This window comes from Chromobacterium sp. W521 (assembly GCF_052805975.1).
On sequence record NZ_JBRBAF010000007.1, the window covers coordinates 96,833 to 117,541 of the forward strand.

The window sequence follows — 20,709 nt, forward strand, 5'->3', positions numbered from 1 at the left end:
TTACATATGGGAAAACATATAACAAGATGCGTGCGCGAATTAGCGTGGTGCTAATCACCAAGAATGCGGAAACTTCGTTGGAAAAATGTTTGGACAGCGTGGGCTTCGCCGATGAAATCGTGCTTGTGGATTCAGGCAGCACGGACAGGACATTGGCGATAGCTTCCGCCTATAAGGCAAAAGTTATCCACCAAGACTGGCTGGGATTCGGTCCTCAGAAGCAATTGGCGGTAGAAGCCGCCAGCCACGACTGGGTGTTGTGTCTGGATGCCGACGAGTGGCTTTCCCCTGATTTGATCAATGAAATCAAAGCCATGCTGGACAATCCACAGGCCAAGGCCTTTCAGTTTCCGCGTTGCAACCGTTTCATGGGCCGTTTTCTGAAACACGGCGAAGGTTATCCGGACTGGTCTTTACGCTTGTTCCATCGCGGACATGCGCGCTGGTCGGATGATCTGGTGCATGAGTACGTGATCTCCAACGGCCCTGTGCATAAGCTGCGGCACGAACTGATGCACGAGTCCGGCGAAGACATCGCGCTATATCTGAACAAGCAGAACCGCTACACCAGTTTGCAGGCTGAACGGCTTTTTCAACGGGGAAAACGTGTGGGTATCGCGAAACTTATCCTCAGCCCCTTGCTGCGCTTCATCAAGTTCTACTTTTTCCGCCGTGGTTTTCTCGATGGCGTGCCCGGTTTGGTCCACATCAGCATCGGCTGCTTCAACAGCTACATCAAATACGCCAAATTGATCGAACTACGACGGTTGAAAAGCAAATAGCCGGCTTGCCGGCAGTCTCGCCTTGTGCTGACAATGTCATTTCCTTGAGCAACTGGACGAAGATAGATGGCGGAGATCAGAACAATGCGGGCAGAGGATGCGCTCGCGGTGGCGCGGCTATGCCTGGATCTGGGCTACGTGGCGACGGAGACGGAAATCGGCGAGCGCTTCGTACGGCTGGCAGCGCTGCCGGACAACCAGGTTTGGGTGGCGTTGTGGGAGGGAGCCGTGGTCGGTTGGATCCATGGCCATGGCGTTCGCCTGCTGGAAGCGCCTCCGGCGATCGAAATCGGCGGACTAGTGGTATCGCCGGCTCACCAAGGACGAGGCCTTGGCAAGCAATTGTTGCGCGCTTGCGAAGCCTGGGCGCGGCAATTGGGTTATCCACGTATTCGACTGCGTTCCGGTGTACACCGGGAAGCTGCCCACGCCTTCTATCGTCATCTCGGCTATCAGCAATTGAAAACCAGCCACAGCTTCGCCCTGGATCTGAGGGATGGACAATGATTGACTGCCCATGATGCTTATCCACAGGAGACGCTTTCCATGATGGTTTTTCCCGCGCCGTTGCAGCCGGGGGATCGCATCGCCGTCACCGCCTTTTCCTCCGGCGTGCCCCCTGTCTTGCACGGACAGTTGGATCGCGCTTTGCAGTGCCTGCGAGATCAGGGCTGGCAGGTGGTGGAGGGCGCTTGTCTGCGCGGCGAGTCCCAAGACGCCAGCGCGCCAGCTGTTGAACGGCTGGCTGAGCTGAAACGCTTTCTTTTCGATCCGGACATTCGCGCCATCCTGCCGCCCTGGGGCGGCGAACGGGCGATGGAACTGCTGCCCGGCATCGATTTTGCCGCCTTGGCGCGGCTGTCGCCCAAATGGGTGGCCGGGTTTTCCGATATTTCCACCTTGCTGACGCCGCTGACTCTGCTGGCGGGGTGGGCGACGCTGCACGGTCCGAATCTGTTCGATCTAGGCAATCCGCAGCGGGCGGAGGAGAATTCGGCGCTCTTGCATGCCTTGCACCACGGTTTGCCGCCGCAGCAAGGCCATTACAAGGCGTTTTGGCGTTGGGACGCTCCCGGAGAGCGTTATCCGTCCACGCTGCGCGTGTTGGGCGCGCAAAAGGCCCGCATCGCCGGCAGGCTGATCGGCGGCTGCCTGGATACGTTGAGCCGGCTGCAGGGCAGCCCTTACTTTGATTTGCGCGCGTTTAAACGGGAACCCGCGCTGCTTTACCTGGAAAACTGCGAGTTGAGGCCTTGCGAGTTGATGCGCGCCTTGCTGGGCCTGAGGCTGTCCGGCGCGCTGGACGGCTTGAGCGGGCTGGTGTTGGGCCGCAGCAGCGGACCGGACGCCGCCGACGCCAAGGCCTTGAGCTATAGCGGGGCTCTGGAGGCCGCTTTGGATGGACTGCCATACCCGGTGATCGTGGATGCCGATATCGGCCACGTGCCGCCGCAATGGACGTTGATGAACGGCGCCTGGGCCGAACTGGAAGTAGACGCGGGCCAGGCCACGCTGCGTTTTGAGAAAGGATGCGAATGAGTTGGCAATATCGCTTGGCCGCCGCGGGGGATGTGGACGCGCTGCGGCAACTGATCATGGAGCATGGGCCCAATCCGTGGAACTGGCTGCCGGCGGACGGCGTGGAGGAGAGTCTGCGCCAGGTAGCGGCCGGGGAAGCCTGGGCGGCGCTGTTCGAGCGCGACGGCCTGCTGGGTGCGGCCATTTTGTATCGGATGCAGGACCGTTTTCCGCAATATCGTCCGAACGGGGTCGCGGCGGAAGCCGCCGGCTACATCATGGAGGCGGTGGTGCGGCGAGATCAGGCCGGACAGGGTCTGGGCAGCCTGTTGCTGCAACAGGCTTGCGACGATTTGGCCGAGAGAGGCGCACGCTGGGTGGCGGCGGACAGGCATGAGGAAAACGCCGCGTCCGGCGGCATGATGCGCAAGGCGGGTTTCGCCGAGCTAGCCAGTTTCGACGATTGGGAACGCCGCGCCGGCGGCAGCCGTCGCAGCACGGTGTGTGGACGAGCGCTTACGACCCGCTAAGAAGCTGTTCAAAGTCTGCTGCGCTTTGTGAAGCGTTGCACGGTGAGTACGAGCACCCCTCGTACACTCCACTTTTTCGCTCGTTTTCGCCTTGCCTCGTCCTTGCTCGCGAGACTTTGAACAGGCTCTTAGCGGCTCTAAATGCCGTCGTCGGCCGGAAGCGCCGTCGGCGGCGCTGGCAGACGGGTCACCAGGATCTTGTCGACCCGGGTTTTGTCCATATCCATCACTTCGAAACCGAAGCCGTTCCAGTCTAAACGGTCGGTGACGCTGGGCACCCGGCCCAACTGGAACATCATCATGCCGCCCAGGGTGTGGATATTGCCGCCGGCTTCGCCCGGCAGCGCTTCGTCGATGTCGAAAAACTCCTTGAAGCGGTCCAGCGACAGCATGCCGTCTATCAGCCAGCTGCCGTCCTCGCGTTGGGCGATGTCGTCGTTTTCCGCGCTGATCGCCGGCATGTCGCCGACGATGGCTTCAAGCACGTCGTTCATTGTCACCAGCCCTTCCAGCTCGCCGTATTCGTCCACCACCAGGGCCATGTGATGACGGGTTTGCTTGAACTGCTCCAGCAGCTGCATCAAGGTGATCTTGGCCGGCACGTACAGCGGCTGGGACAGTTCGGCGGCAACATCGGGCTGCTGCCCGGTCAACATGCGGTCCAGCACGCGTTTGGCGTGCAGCACGCCGACGATTTGCTCTACGCTGCCGCGACACACCGGGAAATGGTTGAAGTGGTGGTCTTGCAGCAGGCGGTGGTTCAGTTCGGGCGCATCGTCCAGATCCAGCGCCACGATGTCTTTGCGCGGCGTCATGACCGCCGCCACCTTGCGGTTGTCCAGACGGAAGATATTGGTCACCAGCTCCTGTTCGGCGCGGTCGAACACTCCTTCGTCCGTGCCTTGTTCCATCAGTACCCGGATTTCTTCCTCGGTGATGGACGGGTCACTGCTCTTTTTGGCGCCCATCAGGCGCAGCAGACCGTCTGTGCAGCGGCTCAGGGCCTGGACCAGCGGCGCGCTGAGCCGCGACAGCAGCAGCATGGGCCTTGCCAGCGTGGTGGCCACCGCCTCGGGGTTTAGCAAGGCCAGCCGCTTGGGCACCAGTTCGCCGAAGATCAGCGACAGCAGGGTGATGATGAAAACCATCAGCGCCACCGACAGCGGCTTGCTGTAGGGTTCCAGCAGGGGATAGTCGTGCATCGTCCGGCGCAGCTGTTCGGACAGCGCCGCCTCGCCGTAGACCCCGGACAGAATGCTGATCGAAGTGATGCCTATCTGCACCGTGGACAGGAAGCGGCTGGGGTCGTTGGCTAGTTTCAGCGCGGCTTGCGCGCCGCGTTGGCCATCGTCCGCGCGTTGCAGCAGGCGGACCTTGCGGGAGGAGACGATGGCGATTTCCGCCATGGCGAACAAGCCATTGAGCAGAATCAGGCACAGCAGGACGAGAATTTCCACGGCGCTAACACGGGATAGAGGCGGGAGCCCTAGCTTAGGGCATGGCGGCGCGGCGGAAAAGAGTCAAACGGGCAGGAACGGGGATGTGTCTGCCCGTGTCCTGGGTCAGAACAAGTTGTTCTGCGGTGTCGGGACGCCCCATTCGATGGCGCCTCGGCCGCGCGACAGCAACCAGGCGTTGACTTGCGAAAAATGGCGGCAACCGTGGAAGCCGCGGCTGGCGGACAGCGGCGATGGATGAGCAGCGTCCAGCACCAGGTGGCGGCTGGCGTCGATGCGCTCGGCCTTGGTTTTGGCCCAATTGCCCCATAGCAGGAACACGCAGCCGGCGCTTTGCGCGTTGACGGCGTCTATCAGCGCGTCGCTGACCATTTGCCAGCCCAGTTTGGCGTGGCTGCCGGCCTTGTCCCGCTCTACGGTGAGCACGCTGTTGAGTAGCAGCACGCCTTGCTGCGCCCAGTGGGTCAGGTCGCCGCTATTGGGCACGCCGCAGCCCAGATCCGCCGCCAGTTCCTTGTACAGATTGCGCAAGCTGGGCGGCACCCGCACGCCTGGCGGCACGGAAAACGACAGGCCCATGGCCTCGCCGTCGCCATGGTAGGGATCTTGCCCCAGTATCACCACGCGGACATCGGCCGGCGCGGTGAAGGTCAGCGCGTTGAAGGTCAACGGCGCAGGCGGGAAGAGGACTTTGCCCTGCGCTTGCTGAGCCTGTAGTTCCCTGTCGATGCCGGCCAGTTGCTGTTGAATGTCCGGTGTTGACAGCACTTGTTCCCAAGCCGGATGAACGCGGGCCAGGGCGGGAGACAGGTAAGACAATGCTTGCATAGAAAATTACGGCTCTTGCTATCGTGAGGGGAATTGGAATCCGGCAAACCGGTTTCGTTCCATGAAAAAGCCGTTCCCTCGGGAACGGCTGGCGATGCGCGCTGATGGCGGGCGTGTCAGTAGCGCGCCATTTGCGGGTCCACTTCCGCAGCCCAGGCTTCCACGCCGCCGGCCAGGCTCAGCACCTGTTCGAAACCGGCGTCCAGCAGGAAGCGCGCCACGTGCGCGCTGCGCACGCCATGGTGGCAGATCACCACAATGGGCGCGTCCGGCAGTTCGCTCATGCGCAGCGGGATCAGGTTCATCGGAATGTGCAGCGAGCCGGGAATCATGCACAGCTGCACTTCCCACGCTTCGCGCACATCCAGCAGCACCGGGGGCTCCGCGGCGGTGTCGGCCAGCGCTGCCGCCAGATCGCGGGCGCGGATTTCCTGGACCATCAAAACGCGAAGCGTTCCGGTTCCACCGCTTCCGCCTTGGCCAGGCGGGCGATACAGGTTTCGAATAAACCGGTTTCGCTGAAGCTGGATTCGGTTTCGCGCTTGATCAGCTTGCAGGTCATCACCGGCAGATCGCCCACCACCATGATCAGGCGGCCGCCCACGGCCAGCTGGTCTTTCAGTTCCTGCGGCACCACCGGCAGAGAACCGCCGACGACGATCACGTCGAACGGCGCTTGTTGCGGCAGGCCCAGCACGCCGTCGCCTTCCACCAGCGTTACATTGGAGATGCCGGCCTGCTTCAGGTTGGCCGCTGCGGTTTCACGCTGGGCAGGGTCGATTTCCACGCTGTAAACGTGTTGGCCCAGCTTGGCCAGCAAGGCGGTCAGATAGCCGCTGCCGGTGCCGATTTCCAGGATTTTGTCCCGGGGCTGGATGGTGGCGTCTTGAACCAGGCGCGCTTCCATTTTGGGCTGCAACATGAAGCTGCCGTTGGGCAGCGGCAGCTCGGTGTCGACAAAGGCCAGGCTGCGTTTGTCCGCGGCGACAAACTGTTCGCGTTTCACGTGAAACAGCAAGTCGAGCACGTTCGTGTCAAGTACGTCCCACGGACGAATCTGCTGCTCGACCATGTTGAAACGGGCATTCTCAAAATCCATCAGCTCACTCCGGAGGGGCTTGTCGCCGCAAGAAAAACGCGGCGGCGTGTCATGACGATAACTTGCGATTATCCCACATTTGCCGTACCTTCACAGCATCGCTAGGGGTCCTGCGCGACGGTCGGAAAGATGATCCATATCCTTGAAAGGATAGGATAATCGTTAAAGATTGTTGCGCGGGTGAGAAACACCCTTGGAACCTGACCCGGATAATACCGGCGTAGGGAAGCGTAAGCTGCTTTCGGCCCGACCTTGTCGGACTGGCCCGCAGCCCGCCCAGGCGGCGGCCCGCTCCTTGCGCCATTCATCGACCAGGAGAACCGCCCGATGAACGCGCCCGCAACACAGAAGCCTTCCATGGTGGTGGATACCGCCGCCATTCAGCCCTTGCCCAATTCCCGCAAGATCCATGTCGTTGGCAGCCGGCCTGACATCCTTGTGCCGATGCGCGAGATCAGCCAGAGCGACACGCCCACCCAGTTTGGCGGCGAAGCCAATCCGCCTATCACCGTCTACGACACCAGCGGTCCTTATACCGACCCGGACGCGCGCATCGATATCCAGAGCGGTCTGGCGCCGCTGCGCGCCGGCTGGATCGCCGAGCGCGGCGATTGCGAGCAGCTTGCCGGCTTGTCCAGCGAATACGGCCGCGCCCGAGAGGCCGACCTCAAACTGGCCGAACTGCGCTTCAATCTGACGCGTAAGCCGCGCCGGGCGTTGCCGGGCCGCAATGTCAGCCAGATGCATTACGCGCGCCGCGGCATTATCACGCCGGAAATGGAGTTCGTCGCCATTCGCGAAAATATGCGGCGTCGTGAATATCTGGATTCGTTGCGCGAAGCCGGCGGCAAGAACAGCCGGTTGGCGGAACTGATGACGCGTCAGCATCCGGGCCAGGCTTACGGCGCGGCGTTGCCGGAGGAGATCACGCCGGAATTCGTGCGCGCGGAGATCGCCGCCGGCCGCGCTATCTTGCCGGCCAACATCAATCACCCCGAATCCGAGCCCATGATCATAGGGCGCAATTTCCTGGTCAAAATCAACGGCAATATCGGTAATAGCGCGGTAACGTCTTCGATCAGCGAAGAAGTGGATAAAATGACCTGGGGCATCCGCTGGGGCGCGGATACCATCATGGACCTGTCCACTGGCAAGAACATCCATGAAACCCGCGAATGGATCATCCGCAATTCCCCGGTGCCCATCGGCACGGTGCCCATCTACCAGGCGCTGGAGAAAGTGGGCGGCAAGGCTGAAGACCTGAACTGGGAAATCTTCCGAGACACTCTGATCGAACAGGCGGAACAGGGCGTCGATTACTTCACCATCCACGCCGGCGTATTGCTGCGCTATGTGCCGATGACCGCCGGCCGCATGACAGGCATTGTGTCGCGCGGCGGCTCCATCATGGCCAAATGGTGTTTGGCCCACCATCGCGAAAACTTCCTCTACACGCATTTTGAGGATATCTGCGAGATCATGAAGGCTTACGACGTGGCCTTCAGTCTGGGCGATGGCCTGCGGCCGGGCAGCGTCTGGGACGCCAACGACGAGGCGCAGTTGTCGGAGTTGAAAACCTTGGGCGAGCTGACCCAGATCGCCTGGCGGCACGATGTGCAGGTGATGATAGAAGGCCCCGGCCATGTGCCGATGCAGTTGATCAAGGAAAACATGGACAAGGAGCTGGAGTGGTGCCGCGAGGCGCCGTTCTACACCCTGGGGCCGCTGACTACCGACATCGCGCCCGGTTACGATCACATCACCTCGGCGATAGGCGCGGCGCAGATAGGCTGGTACGGCACCGCCATGCTGTGTTACGTCACACAGAAAGAGCACTTGGGCCTGCCGGACAAGAACGACGTCAAGGAAGGCATCATCACTTACAAGCTGGCCGCGCACGCGGCGGACTTGGCCAAGGGGCATCCCGGCGCGCAGATTCGCGACAACGCCTTGTCCAAGGCGCGGTTTGAGTTCCGCTGGGAAGACCAGTTCAATCTGGGCTTGGATCCGGACAAGGCGCGGGCCTTCCACGATGAAACCCTGCCCAAGGACAGCGCCAAGGTCGCGCATTTCTGCAGCATGTGCGGACCGCACTTCTGCAGCATGAAGATCACTCAGGACGTGCGCGAATACGCGGCCAAGCAGGGCATCAGCGATCAGGACGCCTTGACGCGGGGCATGCAGACCAAGTCGGTGGAGTTTCTGAAAGGCGGCTCCAAGCTTTACGACAAGGTGTGAGTGTGAGCTTATGAGAAAACGGCGGCCGCGGCCGCCGTTTTTGATGGCGCAAGGGACGGAGGCGGCGCCGCTGATTCGGGTCTATCATCAGACATCCCTTCACAGGAGAAGCGTCATGGACACCAGCGAGCACTCTCTGTCCGGCCTGTTCCGCCAGTTGGGCCTGGCCGACGATCCCGCCGCGATTCGCGCCTTCATCGCCAGCCATCCCTTGCCGCGCAACGCCGTGCTGGCCGATGCGCCGTTCTGGACGCCGGCGCAGGCGGATTTCCTGCGCCAGGCCCTGGCGGACGACGCGGACTGGAGCGAGGAGGTGGATGAACTGGCGGTGTTGTTGCAGCTTGGCTAGTGCTTCAACGCGCGCAGCAGCGCCCGCACGGTATTGGCGGCGTTGTCGGCGGCGATCTGCATGAAGGTGTCCATTTCATTGGCGTGCTCGCTGCCGCCGGCCAGGTCGGACAGGCTGCGGAAGGCGATGAAGGGCACGCGGTTGGCGTGCGCCACTTGTGCCACCGCCGCGGTTTCCATATCCACCACCTGGGCCTGGTAAGTCTTGGCCAGATAGTCGCGGTAGCCGGCGTTATCCATGAAGATGGGGCCGGACAGGCCGTTGCCGCCGGCGACGATGCGCGGCGGCGCGGACAGGCAGCGTTTGGCGGCGTCGCAGCCGCGCAGGATGTCGGCCGGCAAATCTTTGGCCAGCCGCAGCAGTTCCGGGTCCACCTCGAACCAGAAGCGGGTTTCGCTGCCGCCGTCGGCGGTGGCCAGCTTGACGTCGCGCGGGTGGATCATGCCGTAGTTGGCGCGCGCAGCCGGGTCCGCGTAGGGCGGCGGCGCGTAGGGCGGCGGCGCGTAGCGTCCGGGCGCGGTTTCGCGCGCGTAGATCGCTTCCGCGTAATTGCCCCAGCGCCGCGGCACCGCCACGTCGCCGATGCGCAGCCGGTCGTCCACGCCGCCGGCGATGCCGCTGAACACGATGCGGCTCACATTGAAGCGATCCAGCGCCAGTTGAGTATTCATCGCCGCATTGCCCATGCTGACCCCGCTCATGAACAGCAGCACCGGTTGGCCTTCCAGCTGCGTGGTGGTGAAGCGCACGCCGTTGACCCGGTATTCTCGTTTGTCCGAGGCCTGGCTCAGCAGCAGGGTTTCCTCCGGACCGAAAGCCGAAACCACGGCGGTGCGCGTCGTTGCGTCTAGGACGGGGGCGGCGTGAACGGCGGCGCTCAGCGCCAGTAGCGCGGAAACTAACTGAACCTTGAATGATTTCATGACGAAAATTCGAATAGAAATGGAATCGCGTCATGATAAACGGTTTTCGCGTCGAAACCGCGCATCAAGTCAGCAAGAATCGGAATGCCAATCGGGTTGATCGGCCTGAAACTGAAGCTGTAACCGCACCGAAAACCGGCGCGGGCCTCATTCACTTTCAGGAGGAAACCCAATGAACGCATTGATCAATAAAACCGCCATCGTCACCGGCGCCAGTTCTGGCATCGGCATGGCGGCTGCCAAGCTGTTTGCGCGAGAAGGCGCGCGCGTGGTGTTGGTGGCGCGGCGCGCGGCCAAGCTGGACAGGCTGGTGTCGGAAATCGTCGCCGACGGCGGTCAGGCGGTGGCCTTGGCCGGGGATCTCACCTCGGAGGATTGCGCGCGCGCGGCGGTGGAGCTGGCGCTGGATAGATTCGGCGGCTTGGACATCGCTTTCAACAACGCCGGCAGCCTGGGCGCGTTGGGCAGCCTGGATCAGATTTCCCTGGACGACTGGCGCGCGACGCTGGACGGTAATCTCAGCAGCGCCTTTTTGTGCGCCAAGCACCAGTTGCCGGCCTTGCTGCAAGGCGGCGGTTCGATGATTTTCACCTCGTCCTTCGTTGGCCACGCCATCGGCTTTCCCGGTATGGCCGCGTACGCGGCCAGCAAAGCGGGGCTGGTGGGCCTGGCGCGCACATTGGCGGCGGAATACGGCGCCAGAGGATTGCGCGTCAACGCTTTGCTGCCGGGCGGCACCGATACCGAGATGGGCCGCGCCGCGGCGGCGACGCCGGAGCAGCGCGAGGCGGTGGCCGGCCTGCACGCGCTCAAGCGCATGGCCGCGCCGGAGGAGATTGCGCGCGCGGCCTTGTTCCTGGCGTCGGACGCGTCCAGCTTCGTCACCGGGACCACCTTGTTCGTCGACGGCGGGGTATCGATCAGCAAACTGTGATCAGAAACGCGCCACCATCTTGCGCTTCACCGTGTAATCCGGCCGCAAGCTGGCTTCGCTGTCCATAAAGTAGCGGTTGCTGTCCAGCAGGAAGTGCGGATCGTTCAGCTCTTCCGGATCGGCCCAGTCGCACAGCAGGTGATAGAGCGCCTGCGCGCTGTGGCAGCGTTCCAGCGCTTGGCGGAACGGCCGCTCCGCGAACATGCGCGCGCAGCTGGACAGCAGATGCAGATGAGCTTCGCGGCTTTGCCGCGGCAAAAGAAGCACCAGCGCTGTATGCACCGGCTGCTGGTCGGGAGCGTCGAAGGCGATGGGGGTTTGCAGTCGCAGCATTAGCGCGCGGGCTTCCGTCAGGCCCTCTATGCGGGCGTGTGGCAGCGCGAGGCCATGGCCAAGCGCGGTGCTGCCGGCCTGTTCGCGCTCATGCAGCGCCGCGGCCAGCGTTGGGCGGTGCAGCGCGTGGCGCTGGGCCAGCTGGGAGGCGGCGTGCTCCAGCAGGGCGGCCTTGTCAGCCAGGGTTTGATTGAGCAGGATGTCTTGCGGGCTGCAGAGGTCGGGCAGGGTCAGCATGGCGGATTTCTCCTTTGGCTAGGGTGCGACCTCATCCTAGTCAGAGGGGGCTAAAGATCCGCTAAAGAAAAAGCGCGGCGGCATAAAAATGCCGCCAACGCGGTTGGGCTTATTTTTGCTCGGATTGCAGCTGTTCGGCCTTTTTCTCCTGGGCCTGCAACGCGCCTTTCACGGCGGAAGCCTGCTCTTTCAGCTTATCCACTTGTTCTTTCAGTTCCGGGCTTAACGCGGCGCCGGCTTGTTTGGCCGCGCCGATGGCGGCGCTGGCTTGTTCTTTGAGCTGGCCCAGCGGCGCGCTGCTGTCCTGCAGCGAGTTGTGCACCGTGCCGATGGCGCTGGAGGCGGATTCCTGCAATTGGTTGGTTTGCTTCTCGCTGCAAGCGGCCAGAGCCAGGGCGGAAGCGACGGCGATCAAAAGCGTGGCGCGCATGTAAACGTCCTCGTTGGGGAAAATGCTGTATTGAGCGTCGGCGAAGGCCGAAGTTCCGTCGGTGGCTCCTGGCTGCAAGGCCAAGTGGTTCTTATGACTTCGTCTTGGCTGAGCCACAATGCGCGTATTGGGCGCGTTCGCGCCGCCACTGGAGATCGGCATGAGCAATACGCTTTCCATCCGTCCGCTGCGGGCGGAAGACTACGAGGCCTGGCTGCCGCTTTGGCGCGGTTATCAGCGTTTTTACCAAGTGACGATGGACGAGGCCACCATCAACGGGACCTGGCGGCGTTATGTGCTGCCGGATCACGCGATGCGCGGCTGGCTGGCCTGGGACGGCGAGCGGGCGGTGGGCTTGGTGCATATCGTATTGCACCCCAGCAGTTGGACTCTGGGCGATTATTGTTATTTGCAGGATCTGTTCGTGGCTGAGGATTGCCGCGGCCTGGGCGCCGGGCGGCAGTTGATCGAATGGGTGTACCAGTGGGCGAGCAAACGGGAATGCTCGCGAGTGTATTGGCTGACTCATGAGACCAACGCCACCGCAAGACGGCTCTACGACCAATTGGCGGAGAACCTGGGCTATATCCAGTATCGCAAGCAACTGACGGCCATCTAGGAGCGTCAGGCCATCAGCGCGGCCGCCAGCGCTCCCGGCGCGCGCTCCACGCGCAGCCGCGGCGCGCCGTGCCAGTCCGCCAGTTTTTGCAGCGCGGCCTTAAGGTCCGCTGTGAGCCGGGCACTGTGGCGGACGCCGGGTTCCAGGTACAGCGCCTTGACTTCGAATACGCCCTGGGCGCGGTGGGCCTTGGCGTCCAGCCGGCCCACCAGTTTACCGCGGTTGAGAATGGGCAGCACGAAATAGCCATACTGGCGTTTGGGCGCCGGGGTATAGCATTCGATGCGGTAGTCGAAGTCGAACAGTTCCGAGGCGCGCTTGCGGTCCCAGACCAGCGGGTCGAACGGCGACAGAATGGCGGTGGCGCTGGCTTTGAGTTCGCCGGAGGCGGCTTCCGCCAGATCGGCGTCGACGAAGACGTCGTGTTGCCAGCCGTCGATGCGGGCTGGAATCAGTTCGCCGGCGTCGGCCATCTGGTGCAGCATGGCGTCGTAGCGGCCGCGCTTGAGGCGGTAGTAATCAGCTACCCAGCCGGCCTTGACCACGCCCAGCGCGCGGCAGCTGTTGCGCAGCATCCGCCATTGAGCCTGTTCCTCCGTGGGCAGGTCGCGCGCGTCATCCCAGCCGGGTTTCACCCGTTCCGCCAGATCATAGACGCGCTGAAAATTGCGCCTTTCCTTGACCATCAGCCGTCCCAGCGTGAACAGGACTTCCAGGTGGCGTTTCTCCGGTTTCCAGTCCCACCAGCCGTTGCCCTTGCCGTCTTTGCGTTCAAAGTCCGCCGAACGCGCCGGGCCGTTGGCGCGGATGCCTTCGACCAGCGCGTCGATGTCTGCGCGGTGTTGCTCCAGCCAGCGCAGAGAGAACTTCCAGCCCATCGCCTCCGGTTTGAGCATGCGGTGACGGAGCAGACCGTAGTCCTCGGCGGGGACGAAACAGGCTTCGTGCGCCCAGTATTCAAATAAACGGCCTTCGGCGAGCAATTCGTCCAGCCAGACGGGGTCGTAAGATCCCAGCCGGCTGTGCAGCACTAGATAGGGGCTGCGCGCCACTACGTGGATGGTGTCGATCTGCAATAGCGCCATGCGGCGGATGGCGGCCAGCACGTCGGCCTTGCCGGCTTTGCGGCGCGGCGGGTTCAGCAGGCCTTGGGCGGCCAGTTGCAGATGGCGGGCTTGCTGCGGCGACAGGTGCAAAAGGGACATGGCATAGTCATCGGTAGGACAAGTGGATGACTATAACAAAAACCGTTTTGCTCATGGGGGAGAGAGCGATCTACCTAGAATTTGTTCCAAGTTTCGCGTGCAAGGGAACAGGTTCTTAGGGTTTGGCGGAGGCGTGGCCGGCGAAGAACTGCTTCACCAACTGTTGATAACTGCCGTCCTGACGCATTTTCTCCAGTGCCTGATTGAAGCGGTGCAGCAGTGGCAGTTGCGGCGAGGTTTTGTTGATGGCCAGATAAGTGGCTTTGCTGGCCAGGATGGCCGGCGCCACCGCCAGGTTGGAATAGGCGCCGTTTTGCAGCCTGGCGTCCATCGCCTCCTGTATCGCCAGCACTGCGTCCAGATTGCCGCGTTGCAGCAGCAGAAGGTTTTGGCGGTCCGAGTCGCCCTCATAGGCAATGAAACGCTTGTCGGCGCGCGCGCGGTCAAACTCGTCGCCGTAGCTCCAGCCCGCCATTACGCCGACGCGCTTATTGTCCAGGTCCGGCAGGCCTCGGAACTCGATCGGGTGCTGGCGGAGATAGACCACCACGATGTGCTCCTGATAAAGCGGCAGACTGAAGTCATAGCGCTGCTCTCTGTTGACGGTTTTGTAGATGCCGGCGGCCGCCATCGCGCTGCGGTCCAGTTCGAACAGCGCGCGGCGCCACGTCAAAGCCCGAAATATGTGGGGAATGCCGGCTTTGTCGCAAACGGCGCTGACCAGCCGCGGGTAGAGGCCGCCGACCCGCTCGTTCTCCTCGTACATGAACGGCGGCGCGTTGGCGTCCACCGCTACGGTCAGGGTTTCCTCGCCCTGTCCGCGGCAGGGCCCGGCCAGGCAAGCGCCGAGCAGCAGCAGGGTCAGGCCGAAGCGGCGGATGCTAGCGGTCATCGAGGCGAATCCGGAGCGTGCTGATCAACTAAGCATAGCCGTTGCCGCGGCCGGCGACGGCCAAACAAAAACGGAACCCGCGGGTTCCGTTTGCTTTGACGTTCAGCCTGCGCTCAAGGGTAGACGATGCGCAACAAATTAGTGGTGCCCGGCGTGCCAAACGGCACCCCGGCGATGATCACCATGGGTTTCCCTTGTTCCGCCAGGCCCAACTTGGTGGCTGCGAAGGTGGTTTTCACCACCATGTCTTCCAGGTTTTCCGCGTCCGGGCTGTTATAAGCCACGACTCCCCAGACCAGGGTCAGCCGGCGCGCGGTGTCCAGCCGAGGAGAAAGGCCGAGAATGGGCGTGTGCGGGCGCTCGCGCGCCAGCCGCAGGCAGGTGGAGCCGCTGGTGGTGAAGGCGGCGGATACGGTGACCGGCAGCAACGAGCCCACCTTGCGCACACAGGTGGCGATGGCGTCCGCGCGATCCGGTGCGTCGGCGGCGCTGTAATCCAGCGCCATGACTCGGCGATAGTCCGGCGCGCCTTCCACGCGGCGGATGACCCGGTCCATGATGCGCACCGCTTCCAGCGGGAACTGGCCGGCCGCGGTTTCAGCGGACAGCATCACGGCGTCGGCGCCTTCGTAAACCGCGGTGGCCACATCGTTGGCCTCGGCGCGGGTGGGCGTGGGCGCGGTGATCATCGATTCCAGCATTTGGGTGGCGACGATGACCGGACGACCCAGGTGACGACATTGGTGAACGATGCGGCGTTGCACCACCGGCACGTCTTCCGGCGGCAACTCCACGCCCAGGTCGCCGCGCGCCACCATGACCGCGTCGGCCAGTTCGGTGATGGCGTCCAGTTCGTCCACCGCCGACGGTTTTTCGATCTTGACCACGATGCCCAGCTTCCGGCCTACCAGTTCGCGTAGTTCGCGCACGTCGTTGGCGGTTTGCACAAAGGACAGCGCCAGCCAGTCCGCGCCTTCCTTCAGAGCGAACTCGGCGTCCACCCGGTCTTTATCGGTGATGGCGGACAAGGGCAGTATGGTTTGCGGCAGGTTGAAGCCTTTGCGGCTGGACAACTCTCCGCCCACTTCCACCCGGGTGGCGATGCGGCGTTCTTCCACCTGTTCCACGTGAAACGCCAGTTTGCCGTCGTTGACCAGAATACGGTGGCCGGGCTTGAGCGCGGCGAAGGCTTCCGGGTGAGGCAAGCTGGCGCGTTGCGCGTCGCCGTCCACCTCGTCCAGCACGAAGTCGAACTTGTCGCCGGTGTTCACGGTAACCGGCGAGGCGAACTGGCCGATACGCAGCTTGGGTCCCTGCAGATCCACCAGCACGCCCAGCGGGCGGCCGACCACGGCTTCGGCGGCGCGGATGGAAGCCAGGCGCGCGCGGTGGTCGTCGTGATTGCCGTGGCTCATATTGAGGCGGAACACGTTAACGCCGGAGCGGGCCAGTTCCAAGATGATTTCGGGTGTGCTGGAAGCCGGGCCCAGCGTGGCGAGGATTTTGGTGTTGCGAAGCATGACAGTCCTTTATGCCCGATCCAGCCGCGGCGTTGCGCGCGGCCGGACATGGCGGTGTTGTTTTGCCAATCACATCCGTGTGTCTGTCCATCCAGGCTGCGCCGCGCTTGATGGAACTGTCTGTCATGCTGCCACAGTCAGGCTGTAGCGGCTTGACTACGTAAAGCCGGCGGGACGGAGGGCCGGAAAATGAGCGGCCTTTGTGCGAATCTCGCCACTCGGCTGGGAAAAATGTTCGTTTTTGCGCGTTTTTCCCTCCTCGGCGGCAAACAAGCCAAGCCACCGAAAAGCTGGCCCCGGGTGGATCCTGGGACCAGAGCATGGTTATTTTATCTCCAGATAAAGACAAAAACTTTGTTGCAACACAGAGTCAGTGGAGAATGACGCGGGTCAATGCGCTGCAGCATAGGGCTTTTACTCGATAACTTACTGAAACAGCACTATTTGTAGTGAGACGCTACAGCCGCTAAACCCTTGTCTTTATTGCCCTGCAGCATGAATTGGGACGGCATGGAAAGTCGCCATATTAAGATTTTTTTACGAAGAACGATTGACAAGCTTTTGCCGGGGCCTAGAATGGCTCGAAAATAAAACGAACGTCATAAGTACAAAAAGAAACATTATCAATAACTTGAGCGATGGAGCACGGTCCGCAACAGGTATCCGTCGCCGCATGCAACGAACGAACATTCAGACATTAGGCCGCCCACCGGCTGAACAGGAGAAACCCCATGCAGGATCAATTCGTGTTGGCCTTGGATCAAGGCACCACCAGTTCTCGCGCCATTTTGTTCAATCGCAGCGGCGACATCGTGTCGTTGGCGCAAAAGGAGTTCCGCCAGATCTACCCGCAGCCGGGTTGGGTGGAGCACGATCCGCAGGAAATCTGGGGCGGCCAGGTGGGCGTGGCGGCCGAGGCGGTGGCCAAGGCCGGCATCGACGGCCGCAGTATCGCTGCCATCGGCATCACCAACCAGCGTGAAACCACCATCGTCTGGGACCGTGAAACCGGCCATCCGGTTTACAACGCCATCGTCTGGCAGGACCGCCGCACCGCGGAGTTCTGCGACGAACTGAAGGCGCGCGGCCTGGGCGAGTTGATCCGCTCCAAGACCGGTCTGTTGGTGGACGCCTATTTCTCCGGCAGCAAGATAAAGTGGATTCTGGACAATGTGCCGGGCGCGCGCGAACGCGCCCGCGACGGCAAGCTGGCCTTCGGCACGGTGGACAGCTGGCTGATCTGGAACTTCACCCACGGCAAAGTGCATGTCACCGACGTGTCCAACGCCTCGCGCACCATGCTGTACAACATTCACACCCTGGAATGGGACGCCGAACTGCTGGACATCATGGGCGTTCCGGCCAGCATGCTGCCGGAAGTGAAAAGCTCCAGCGAAGTTTACGGCCACACCCACGCCGCGCACTTGGGCGTGGAAATTCCCATCGCCGGCGTGGCCGGCGACCAACAGGCGGCCTTGTTCGGCCAGCAGTGCACCCGCCCCGGCATGGTGAAAAACACCTACGGCACCGGCTGCTTCATGATGCTGAACACCGGCGACGCGCCGATCGAATCCAAGAACAATTTGCTGACCACCATTGCCTGGCAGGTGGACGGCAAGGTGCAGTACGCGCTGGAAGGCTCCATCTTCATCGGCGGCGCGGTGGTCAAATGGCTGCGCGACGGCCTGGGCATCATTCGTCATTCCGCCGACGTGGGCCCGCTGGCCCAGGAAGTGGTCGACAGCGATGGCGTCTATCTGGTGCCGGCCTTTGCCGGACTGGGCGCGCCGCATTGGAACCCCAACGCGCGTGGCACCATCGTCGGCGCCACGCTGGGCACCAAGGCGGCCCACATCGCCCGCGCGGCGCTGGACAGCATCGCCTACCAGACCATGGATGTGCTCAAGGCAATGGAAGCCGATGCCGGCCTCGATATTGCCGAATTGCGCGTTGACGGCGGCGCCACCGTCAACGAACTGCTGATGCAGTTCCAGTCCGACATCCTGAGCGTGGATGTGGTGCGTCCCAAGATCACCGAAACCACCGCGCTGGGCGCGGCCTACCTGGCCGGCCTCGCCGTCGGCTACTGGAAGAACATCGACGACGTGCAGGGCCAGTGGCAGCTGGACCACCGCTTCAAGCCGCAGCTGGAAGCCGCGCAAGTGGCCGGCAAGGTCAAGGGCTGGCAGCGCGCGGTGAACGCCGCCAAGGTCTGGGCCGACGACGAACAAGCGTAAGCGGCGCGGGTTTCGCGCGCTGACTGGGCAAGCCCGCCGCCAAAGAGCGGCGGGTGGACGCACTCCTTATCCGGAAGAAACAATCATGAATCCTTTAATGGGCGAATTCATCGGCACCGCCTTGCTGGTGCTGCTGGGCAACGGTGTGGTGGCCAATGTGCTGCTGAAAAACACCAAGGGCCACAATAGCGGCCTCATCGTCATCGCCTTTGGTTGGGCGATGGCGGTCTTCGTCGGCGTGTTCAGCGTGGCGGCGATCAGCGGCGCCCACCTGAACCCGGCGGTATCGGTGGCGCTGGCGGTGGCGGGCAAGTTCTCGTGGGCCAAGGTGCCGGGCTATGTGCTGGCGCAGATGCTGGGCGGCATGACTGGCGCCGGCCTGATGTGGCTGATCTACCGCAAGCACTTTGACAGCACCGATTGCGCCGACACCAAGCTGGCCACTTTCTGCACCGGCCCCGCCATCCGCAGCCTGCCGGGCAACCTGGTGTCCGAGATTGTCGCCACCTTTGTGCTGGTGTTCGCCATTCTCAGCATGGTGGCGCCCAAGATGTCGCTGGGCGCCATCGACGCGCTGCCGGTGGCCCTGCTGGTGTTGGGCATCGGCGTGTCGCTGGGCGGCACCACCGGCTACGCGATGAGCCCGGCCCGCGACTTGGCGCCGCGCATCATGCACGCCATCTTGCCGATCCCCGGCAAGCGCGACAGCGACTGGGGCTATGCCTGGGTGCCGGTGGTCGGCTCCCTGATCGGCGGCGCGCTGGCGGCCTTGGCTTATACCTTGTGATACCTGGCCGGTTCTATGAGACCGGCCGCAGTTTTCGCGCGGCGGCGTTTTGGCCGCCGCGCTTGTAATCCGGAGCCGGCGCAGATCGGACCGTAGTTGCCACACTAAAAAATGAGGTGTTCCCATGATCAGCATGTTCCGTCCGGCGGCGCATCAGCCGCTATTGCCCTCCTCTGAGCAAGATAGTTTGTATCGAAGACTGCGCTGGCAGATCTTCCTCGGCATTTTCATCGGCTACGCCGGTTATTACCTTGTTCGCAAGAACTTCTCGCTGGCCATGCCCTACCTGGTGGAGCAAGGCTATTCGCGCGGCGATCTGGGCTTTGCCATGTCCGGCGTCGCCATCGCCTACGGCATTTCCAAATTCCTGATGGGCGCGGTGTCGGACCGTTCCAATCCCCGCGTCTTTCTCAGCGTCGGCTTGATCCTGTCCGCCGCGGTCTTCCTGCTGATGGGCTTTGTGCCTTGGGCCACCTCCAGCGTCGGCATCATGTTCGTGTTGCTGTTCCTCAACGGCTGGTTCCAGGGCATGGGCTGGCCGGCCAGCGGCCGCACCATGGTGCACTGGTGGTCGCAGAAGGAGCGCGGCGGCATCGTGTCGATCTGGAACTGCGCTCATAACGTGGGCGGCGGCCTGATCGGCCCCTTGTTCATCCTGGGCATGGGCTGGTTCAACGACTGGCGCGCGGCTTTCTACGTGCCGGCCGCCGCCGCCATCGGCGTGGCTATCTTTGCCTTCCTGACCATGCGCGACACCCCGCAGTCTTGCGGCCTGCCGCCGGTAGAGGCCTATAAAAACGACTACCCGGAAGACTACAACGCCAGCCATGAGCAAGAGCTGAGTGCTCGCGACATCTTCAAGAAATACATCCTGCCCAACAAGCTGTTGTGGTACATCGCCTTCGCCAACGTCTTCATCTACCTGCTGCGCTACGGCGTGCTGGATTGGGCCCCCACCTATCTGAAAGAGGTCAAGCACTTCTCGGTGGATAAATCGTCGTGGGCTTACTTCTTGTACGAGTGGGCCGGCATTCCCGGCACCCTGTTGTGCGGCTGGATGTCCGACAAGCTGTTCAAGGGCAATCGCGGCGCCACCGGCATGCTGTTCATGGCCCTGGTGACCGTGGCCACCGTGGTGTACTGGCTGAACCCGGCCGGCAACCCCACCGTGGACATGCTGGCGCTGATCGCCATCGGCTTCCTGATCTACGGCCCGGTGATGCTGGTGGGTCTGCATGCGCTGGAACTGGCGCCGAAGAAAGCCGCCGGCACCGCCGCCGGCTTCACCGGCCTGTTCGGCTACCTGGGCGGCTCGGTGGCCGCCAACGCGGTGGTGGGCTATACCGTCGATCATTTCGGTTGGGACGGCGGCTTCATGCTGATGGTGGGGTCTTGCATCGTCGCCATCGTGCTGTTGGCGCTGACCACCTGGCACGGGCGGGGGCAGGACGCCGCCTTGAACCGGGCATAGATCCCGCAGGGCCCGGCGCTGCCGGGCGCTTTACGAGGCGGCGACTCTGGTTGCCGCCTATTTTTTTGCGTATTTCCGCGTTTAGACGGAAAAATCGACAAAATCGCGTTCTAATCACATTAAAACGAAAGCAAAATGTTGTATTTTTGTTCGTTTATAATTATTCTGGGTAGGATGGCATCGCTGGGGCGCTGACGCGCGCCTGCGAGGGAATAACGGCGCTAAGAGCCTGTTCAAAGTCTTGCGGGCAAGAGCGGGACAAGGCGGAAACCGCAGAGAAAGCGGAATGTACATACGGTACATGCGCATTTCGAAGGGGT

The 20,709-nt window shown here is 62.5% G+C and carries 21 protein-coding genes and 1 riboswitch; of the genes, 11 read left to right on the forward strand and 10 right to left on the reverse strand.

Annotated elements, in window-relative coordinates; all coding sequences use genetic code 11:
* Positions 1-26 precede the first annotated feature (26 nt).
* From ACUXV1_RS12450 to ACUXV1_RS12465, 4 genes are all read left to right on the forward strand, one after another.
* Positions 27-782, forward strand: a complete 756-nt coding sequence (locus ACUXV1_RS12450) for a glycosyltransferase family 2 protein (RefSeq protein ID WP_081556401.1) — start codon at positions 27-29, stop codon at positions 780-782.
* Between the two features lie 84 nt (positions 783-866).
* Positions 867-1,289, forward strand: a complete 423-nt coding sequence (locus tag ACUXV1_RS12455; protein WP_179140805.1) for a GNAT family N-acetyltransferase — start codon at positions 867-869, stop codon at positions 1,287-1,289.
* Positions 1,290-1,328: 39 nt separating this feature from the next.
* Positions 1,329-2,321, forward strand: coding sequence for a S66 family peptidase (locus ACUXV1_RS12460; protein WP_446015527.1), 993 nt, complete (start codon positions 1,329-1,331; stop codon positions 2,319-2,321).
* Positions 2,318-2,830, forward strand: coding sequence for a GNAT family N-acetyltransferase (locus ACUXV1_RS12465; RefSeq protein WP_043636648.1), 513 nt, complete (start codon positions 2,318-2,320; stop codon positions 2,828-2,830). The genes ACUXV1_RS12460 and ACUXV1_RS12465 overlap by 4 nt, the downstream gene beginning before the upstream one ends.
* A gap of 137 nt (positions 2,831-2,967) precedes the next feature.
* On the opposite strand, the gene ACUXV1_RS12470 is transcribed toward ACUXV1_RS12465, so the two are convergent.
* From ACUXV1_RS12470 to ACUXV1_RS12485, 4 genes are all read right to left on the reverse strand, one after another.
* Positions 2,968-4,287, reverse strand: a complete 1,320-nt coding sequence (locus ACUXV1_RS12470; RefSeq protein ID WP_446015528.1) for a hemolysin family protein — start codon at positions 4,285-4,287, stop codon at positions 2,968-2,970.
* A gap of 105 nt (positions 4,288-4,392) precedes the next feature.
* Positions 4,393-5,115, reverse strand: coding sequence for a uracil-DNA glycosylase (locus tag ACUXV1_RS12475; protein WP_043636505.1), 723 nt, complete (start codon positions 5,113-5,115; stop codon positions 4,393-4,395).
* Between the two features lie 116 nt (positions 5,116-5,231).
* Entirely contained in the window at positions 5,232-5,555 is a 324-nt protein-coding gene (locus ACUXV1_RS12480; RefSeq protein ID WP_019103398.1) for a rhodanese-like domain-containing protein, read from the reverse strand.
* Positions 5,555-6,214 (reverse strand): protein-L-isoaspartate O-methyltransferase family protein, encoded by a 660-nt coding sequence (locus ACUXV1_RS12485; RefSeq protein WP_446015529.1) that lies wholly within the window; start codon positions 6,212-6,214, stop codon positions 5,555-5,557. Before ACUXV1_RS12485 ends, ACUXV1_RS12480 begins: the two co-directional genes overlap by 1 nt.
* Positions 6,215-6,307: 93 nt before the next feature.
* A riboswitch (TPP riboswitch) is annotated at positions 6,308-6,458 on the forward strand.
* Between the two features lie 113 nt (positions 6,459-6,571).
* Here ACUXV1_RS12485 and thiC point away from each other — a divergent pair.
* Both thiC and ACUXV1_RS12495 read left to right on the forward strand, forming a co-directional pair.
* Positions 6,572-8,452 (forward strand): phosphomethylpyrimidine synthase ThiC, encoded by a 1,881-nt coding sequence (thiC, locus tag ACUXV1_RS12490; RefSeq protein ID WP_425265941.1) that lies wholly within the window; start codon positions 6,572-6,574, stop codon positions 8,450-8,452.
* 115 nt (positions 8,453-8,567) lie between these two features.
* Entirely contained in the window at positions 8,568-8,801 is a 234-nt protein-coding gene (locus ACUXV1_RS12495) for a DUF2789 domain-containing protein (protein ID WP_043636515.1), read from the forward strand.
* Here ACUXV1_RS12495 and ACUXV1_RS12500 read toward each other — a convergent pair.
* Positions 8,798-9,724 carry a 5'-methylthioadenosine/S-adenosylhomocysteine nucleosidase gene (locus tag ACUXV1_RS12500; RefSeq protein WP_446015530.1) on the reverse strand — a complete coding sequence of 309 codons (927 nt, stop codon included), beginning with the start codon at positions 9,722-9,724 and terminating at the stop codon, positions 8,798-8,800. The two genes, ACUXV1_RS12495 and ACUXV1_RS12500, sit on opposite strands and share 4 nt — an antisense overlap.
* Positions 9,725-9,896: 172 nt before the next feature.
* Here ACUXV1_RS12500 and ACUXV1_RS12505 point away from each other — a divergent pair, with 172 nt between their 5' ends.
* Positions 9,897-10,658, forward strand: a complete 762-nt coding sequence (locus ACUXV1_RS12505; protein ID WP_446015531.1) for an SDR family oxidoreductase — start codon at positions 9,897-9,899, stop codon at positions 10,656-10,658.
* Here the strand turns inward: ACUXV1_RS12505 and ACUXV1_RS12510 are convergent, their stop codons facing one another.
* On the reverse strand, positions 10,659-11,228 hold the full coding sequence (locus ACUXV1_RS12510) for a PTS sugar transporter subunit IIA (protein ID WP_446015532.1): 570 nt from the start codon (positions 11,226-11,228) through the stop codon (positions 10,659-10,661).
* Positions 11,229-11,337: 109 nt separating this feature from the next.
* Entirely contained in the window at positions 11,338-11,820 is a 483-nt protein-coding gene (locus tag ACUXV1_RS12515; RefSeq protein WP_446015533.1) for a hypothetical protein, read from the reverse strand.
* Here ACUXV1_RS12515 and ACUXV1_RS12520 point away from each other — a divergent pair.
* Entirely contained in the window at positions 11,819-12,277 is a 459-nt protein-coding gene (locus ACUXV1_RS12520) for a GNAT family N-acetyltransferase (RefSeq protein ID WP_043636660.1), read from the forward strand. The two genes, ACUXV1_RS12515 and ACUXV1_RS12520, sit on opposite strands and share 2 nt — an antisense overlap.
* A 5-nt stretch (positions 12,278-12,282) precedes the next feature.
* Here ACUXV1_RS12520 and ACUXV1_RS12525 read toward each other — a convergent pair whose 3' ends face one another.
* From ACUXV1_RS12525 to pyk, 3 genes are all read right to left on the reverse strand, one after another.
* Positions 12,283-13,482 (reverse strand): winged helix-turn-helix domain-containing protein, encoded by a 1,200-nt coding sequence (locus ACUXV1_RS12525; RefSeq protein ID WP_446015534.1) that lies wholly within the window; start codon positions 13,480-13,482, stop codon positions 12,283-12,285.
* 115 nt (positions 13,483-13,597) lie between these two features.
* Positions 13,598-14,374 (reverse strand): substrate-binding periplasmic protein, encoded by a 777-nt coding sequence (locus ACUXV1_RS12530; RefSeq protein ID WP_446015535.1) that lies wholly within the window; start codon positions 14,372-14,374, stop codon positions 13,598-13,600.
* A 113-nt stretch (positions 14,375-14,487) separates the two neighbouring features.
* Complete coding sequence (gene pyk, locus ACUXV1_RS12535) at positions 14,488-15,894, reverse strand: pyruvate kinase (RefSeq protein ID WP_446015536.1); 1,407 nt, start codon at positions 15,892-15,894, stop codon at positions 14,488-14,490.
* Between the two features lie 731 nt (positions 15,895-16,625).
* On the opposite strand from pyk, the gene glpK reads away from it, so the two are divergent.
* The 3 genes from glpK to glpT all read left to right on the forward strand — a co-directional run bounded on the left by glpK (position 16,626) and on the right by glpT (position 20,389).
* A complete protein-coding gene (glpK, locus tag ACUXV1_RS12540) occupies positions 16,626-18,131 on the forward strand; it encodes a glycerol kinase GlpK (RefSeq protein WP_446015537.1) in 1,506 nt (501 codons plus the stop codon).
* 85 nt (positions 18,132-18,216) lie between these two features.
* Complete coding sequence (locus tag ACUXV1_RS12545; protein WP_039753674.1) at positions 18,217-18,918, forward strand: MIP/aquaporin family protein; 702 nt, start codon at positions 18,217-18,219, stop codon at positions 18,916-18,918.
* 124 nt (positions 18,919-19,042) lie between these two features.
* Positions 19,043-20,389: a glycerol-3-phosphate transporter gene (glpT, locus tag ACUXV1_RS12550; RefSeq protein ID WP_019100342.1), complete on the forward strand. Its 1,347-nt coding sequence runs from the start codon at positions 19,043-19,045 to the stop codon at positions 20,387-20,389.
* Positions 20,390-20,709 lie beyond the last annotated feature (320 nt).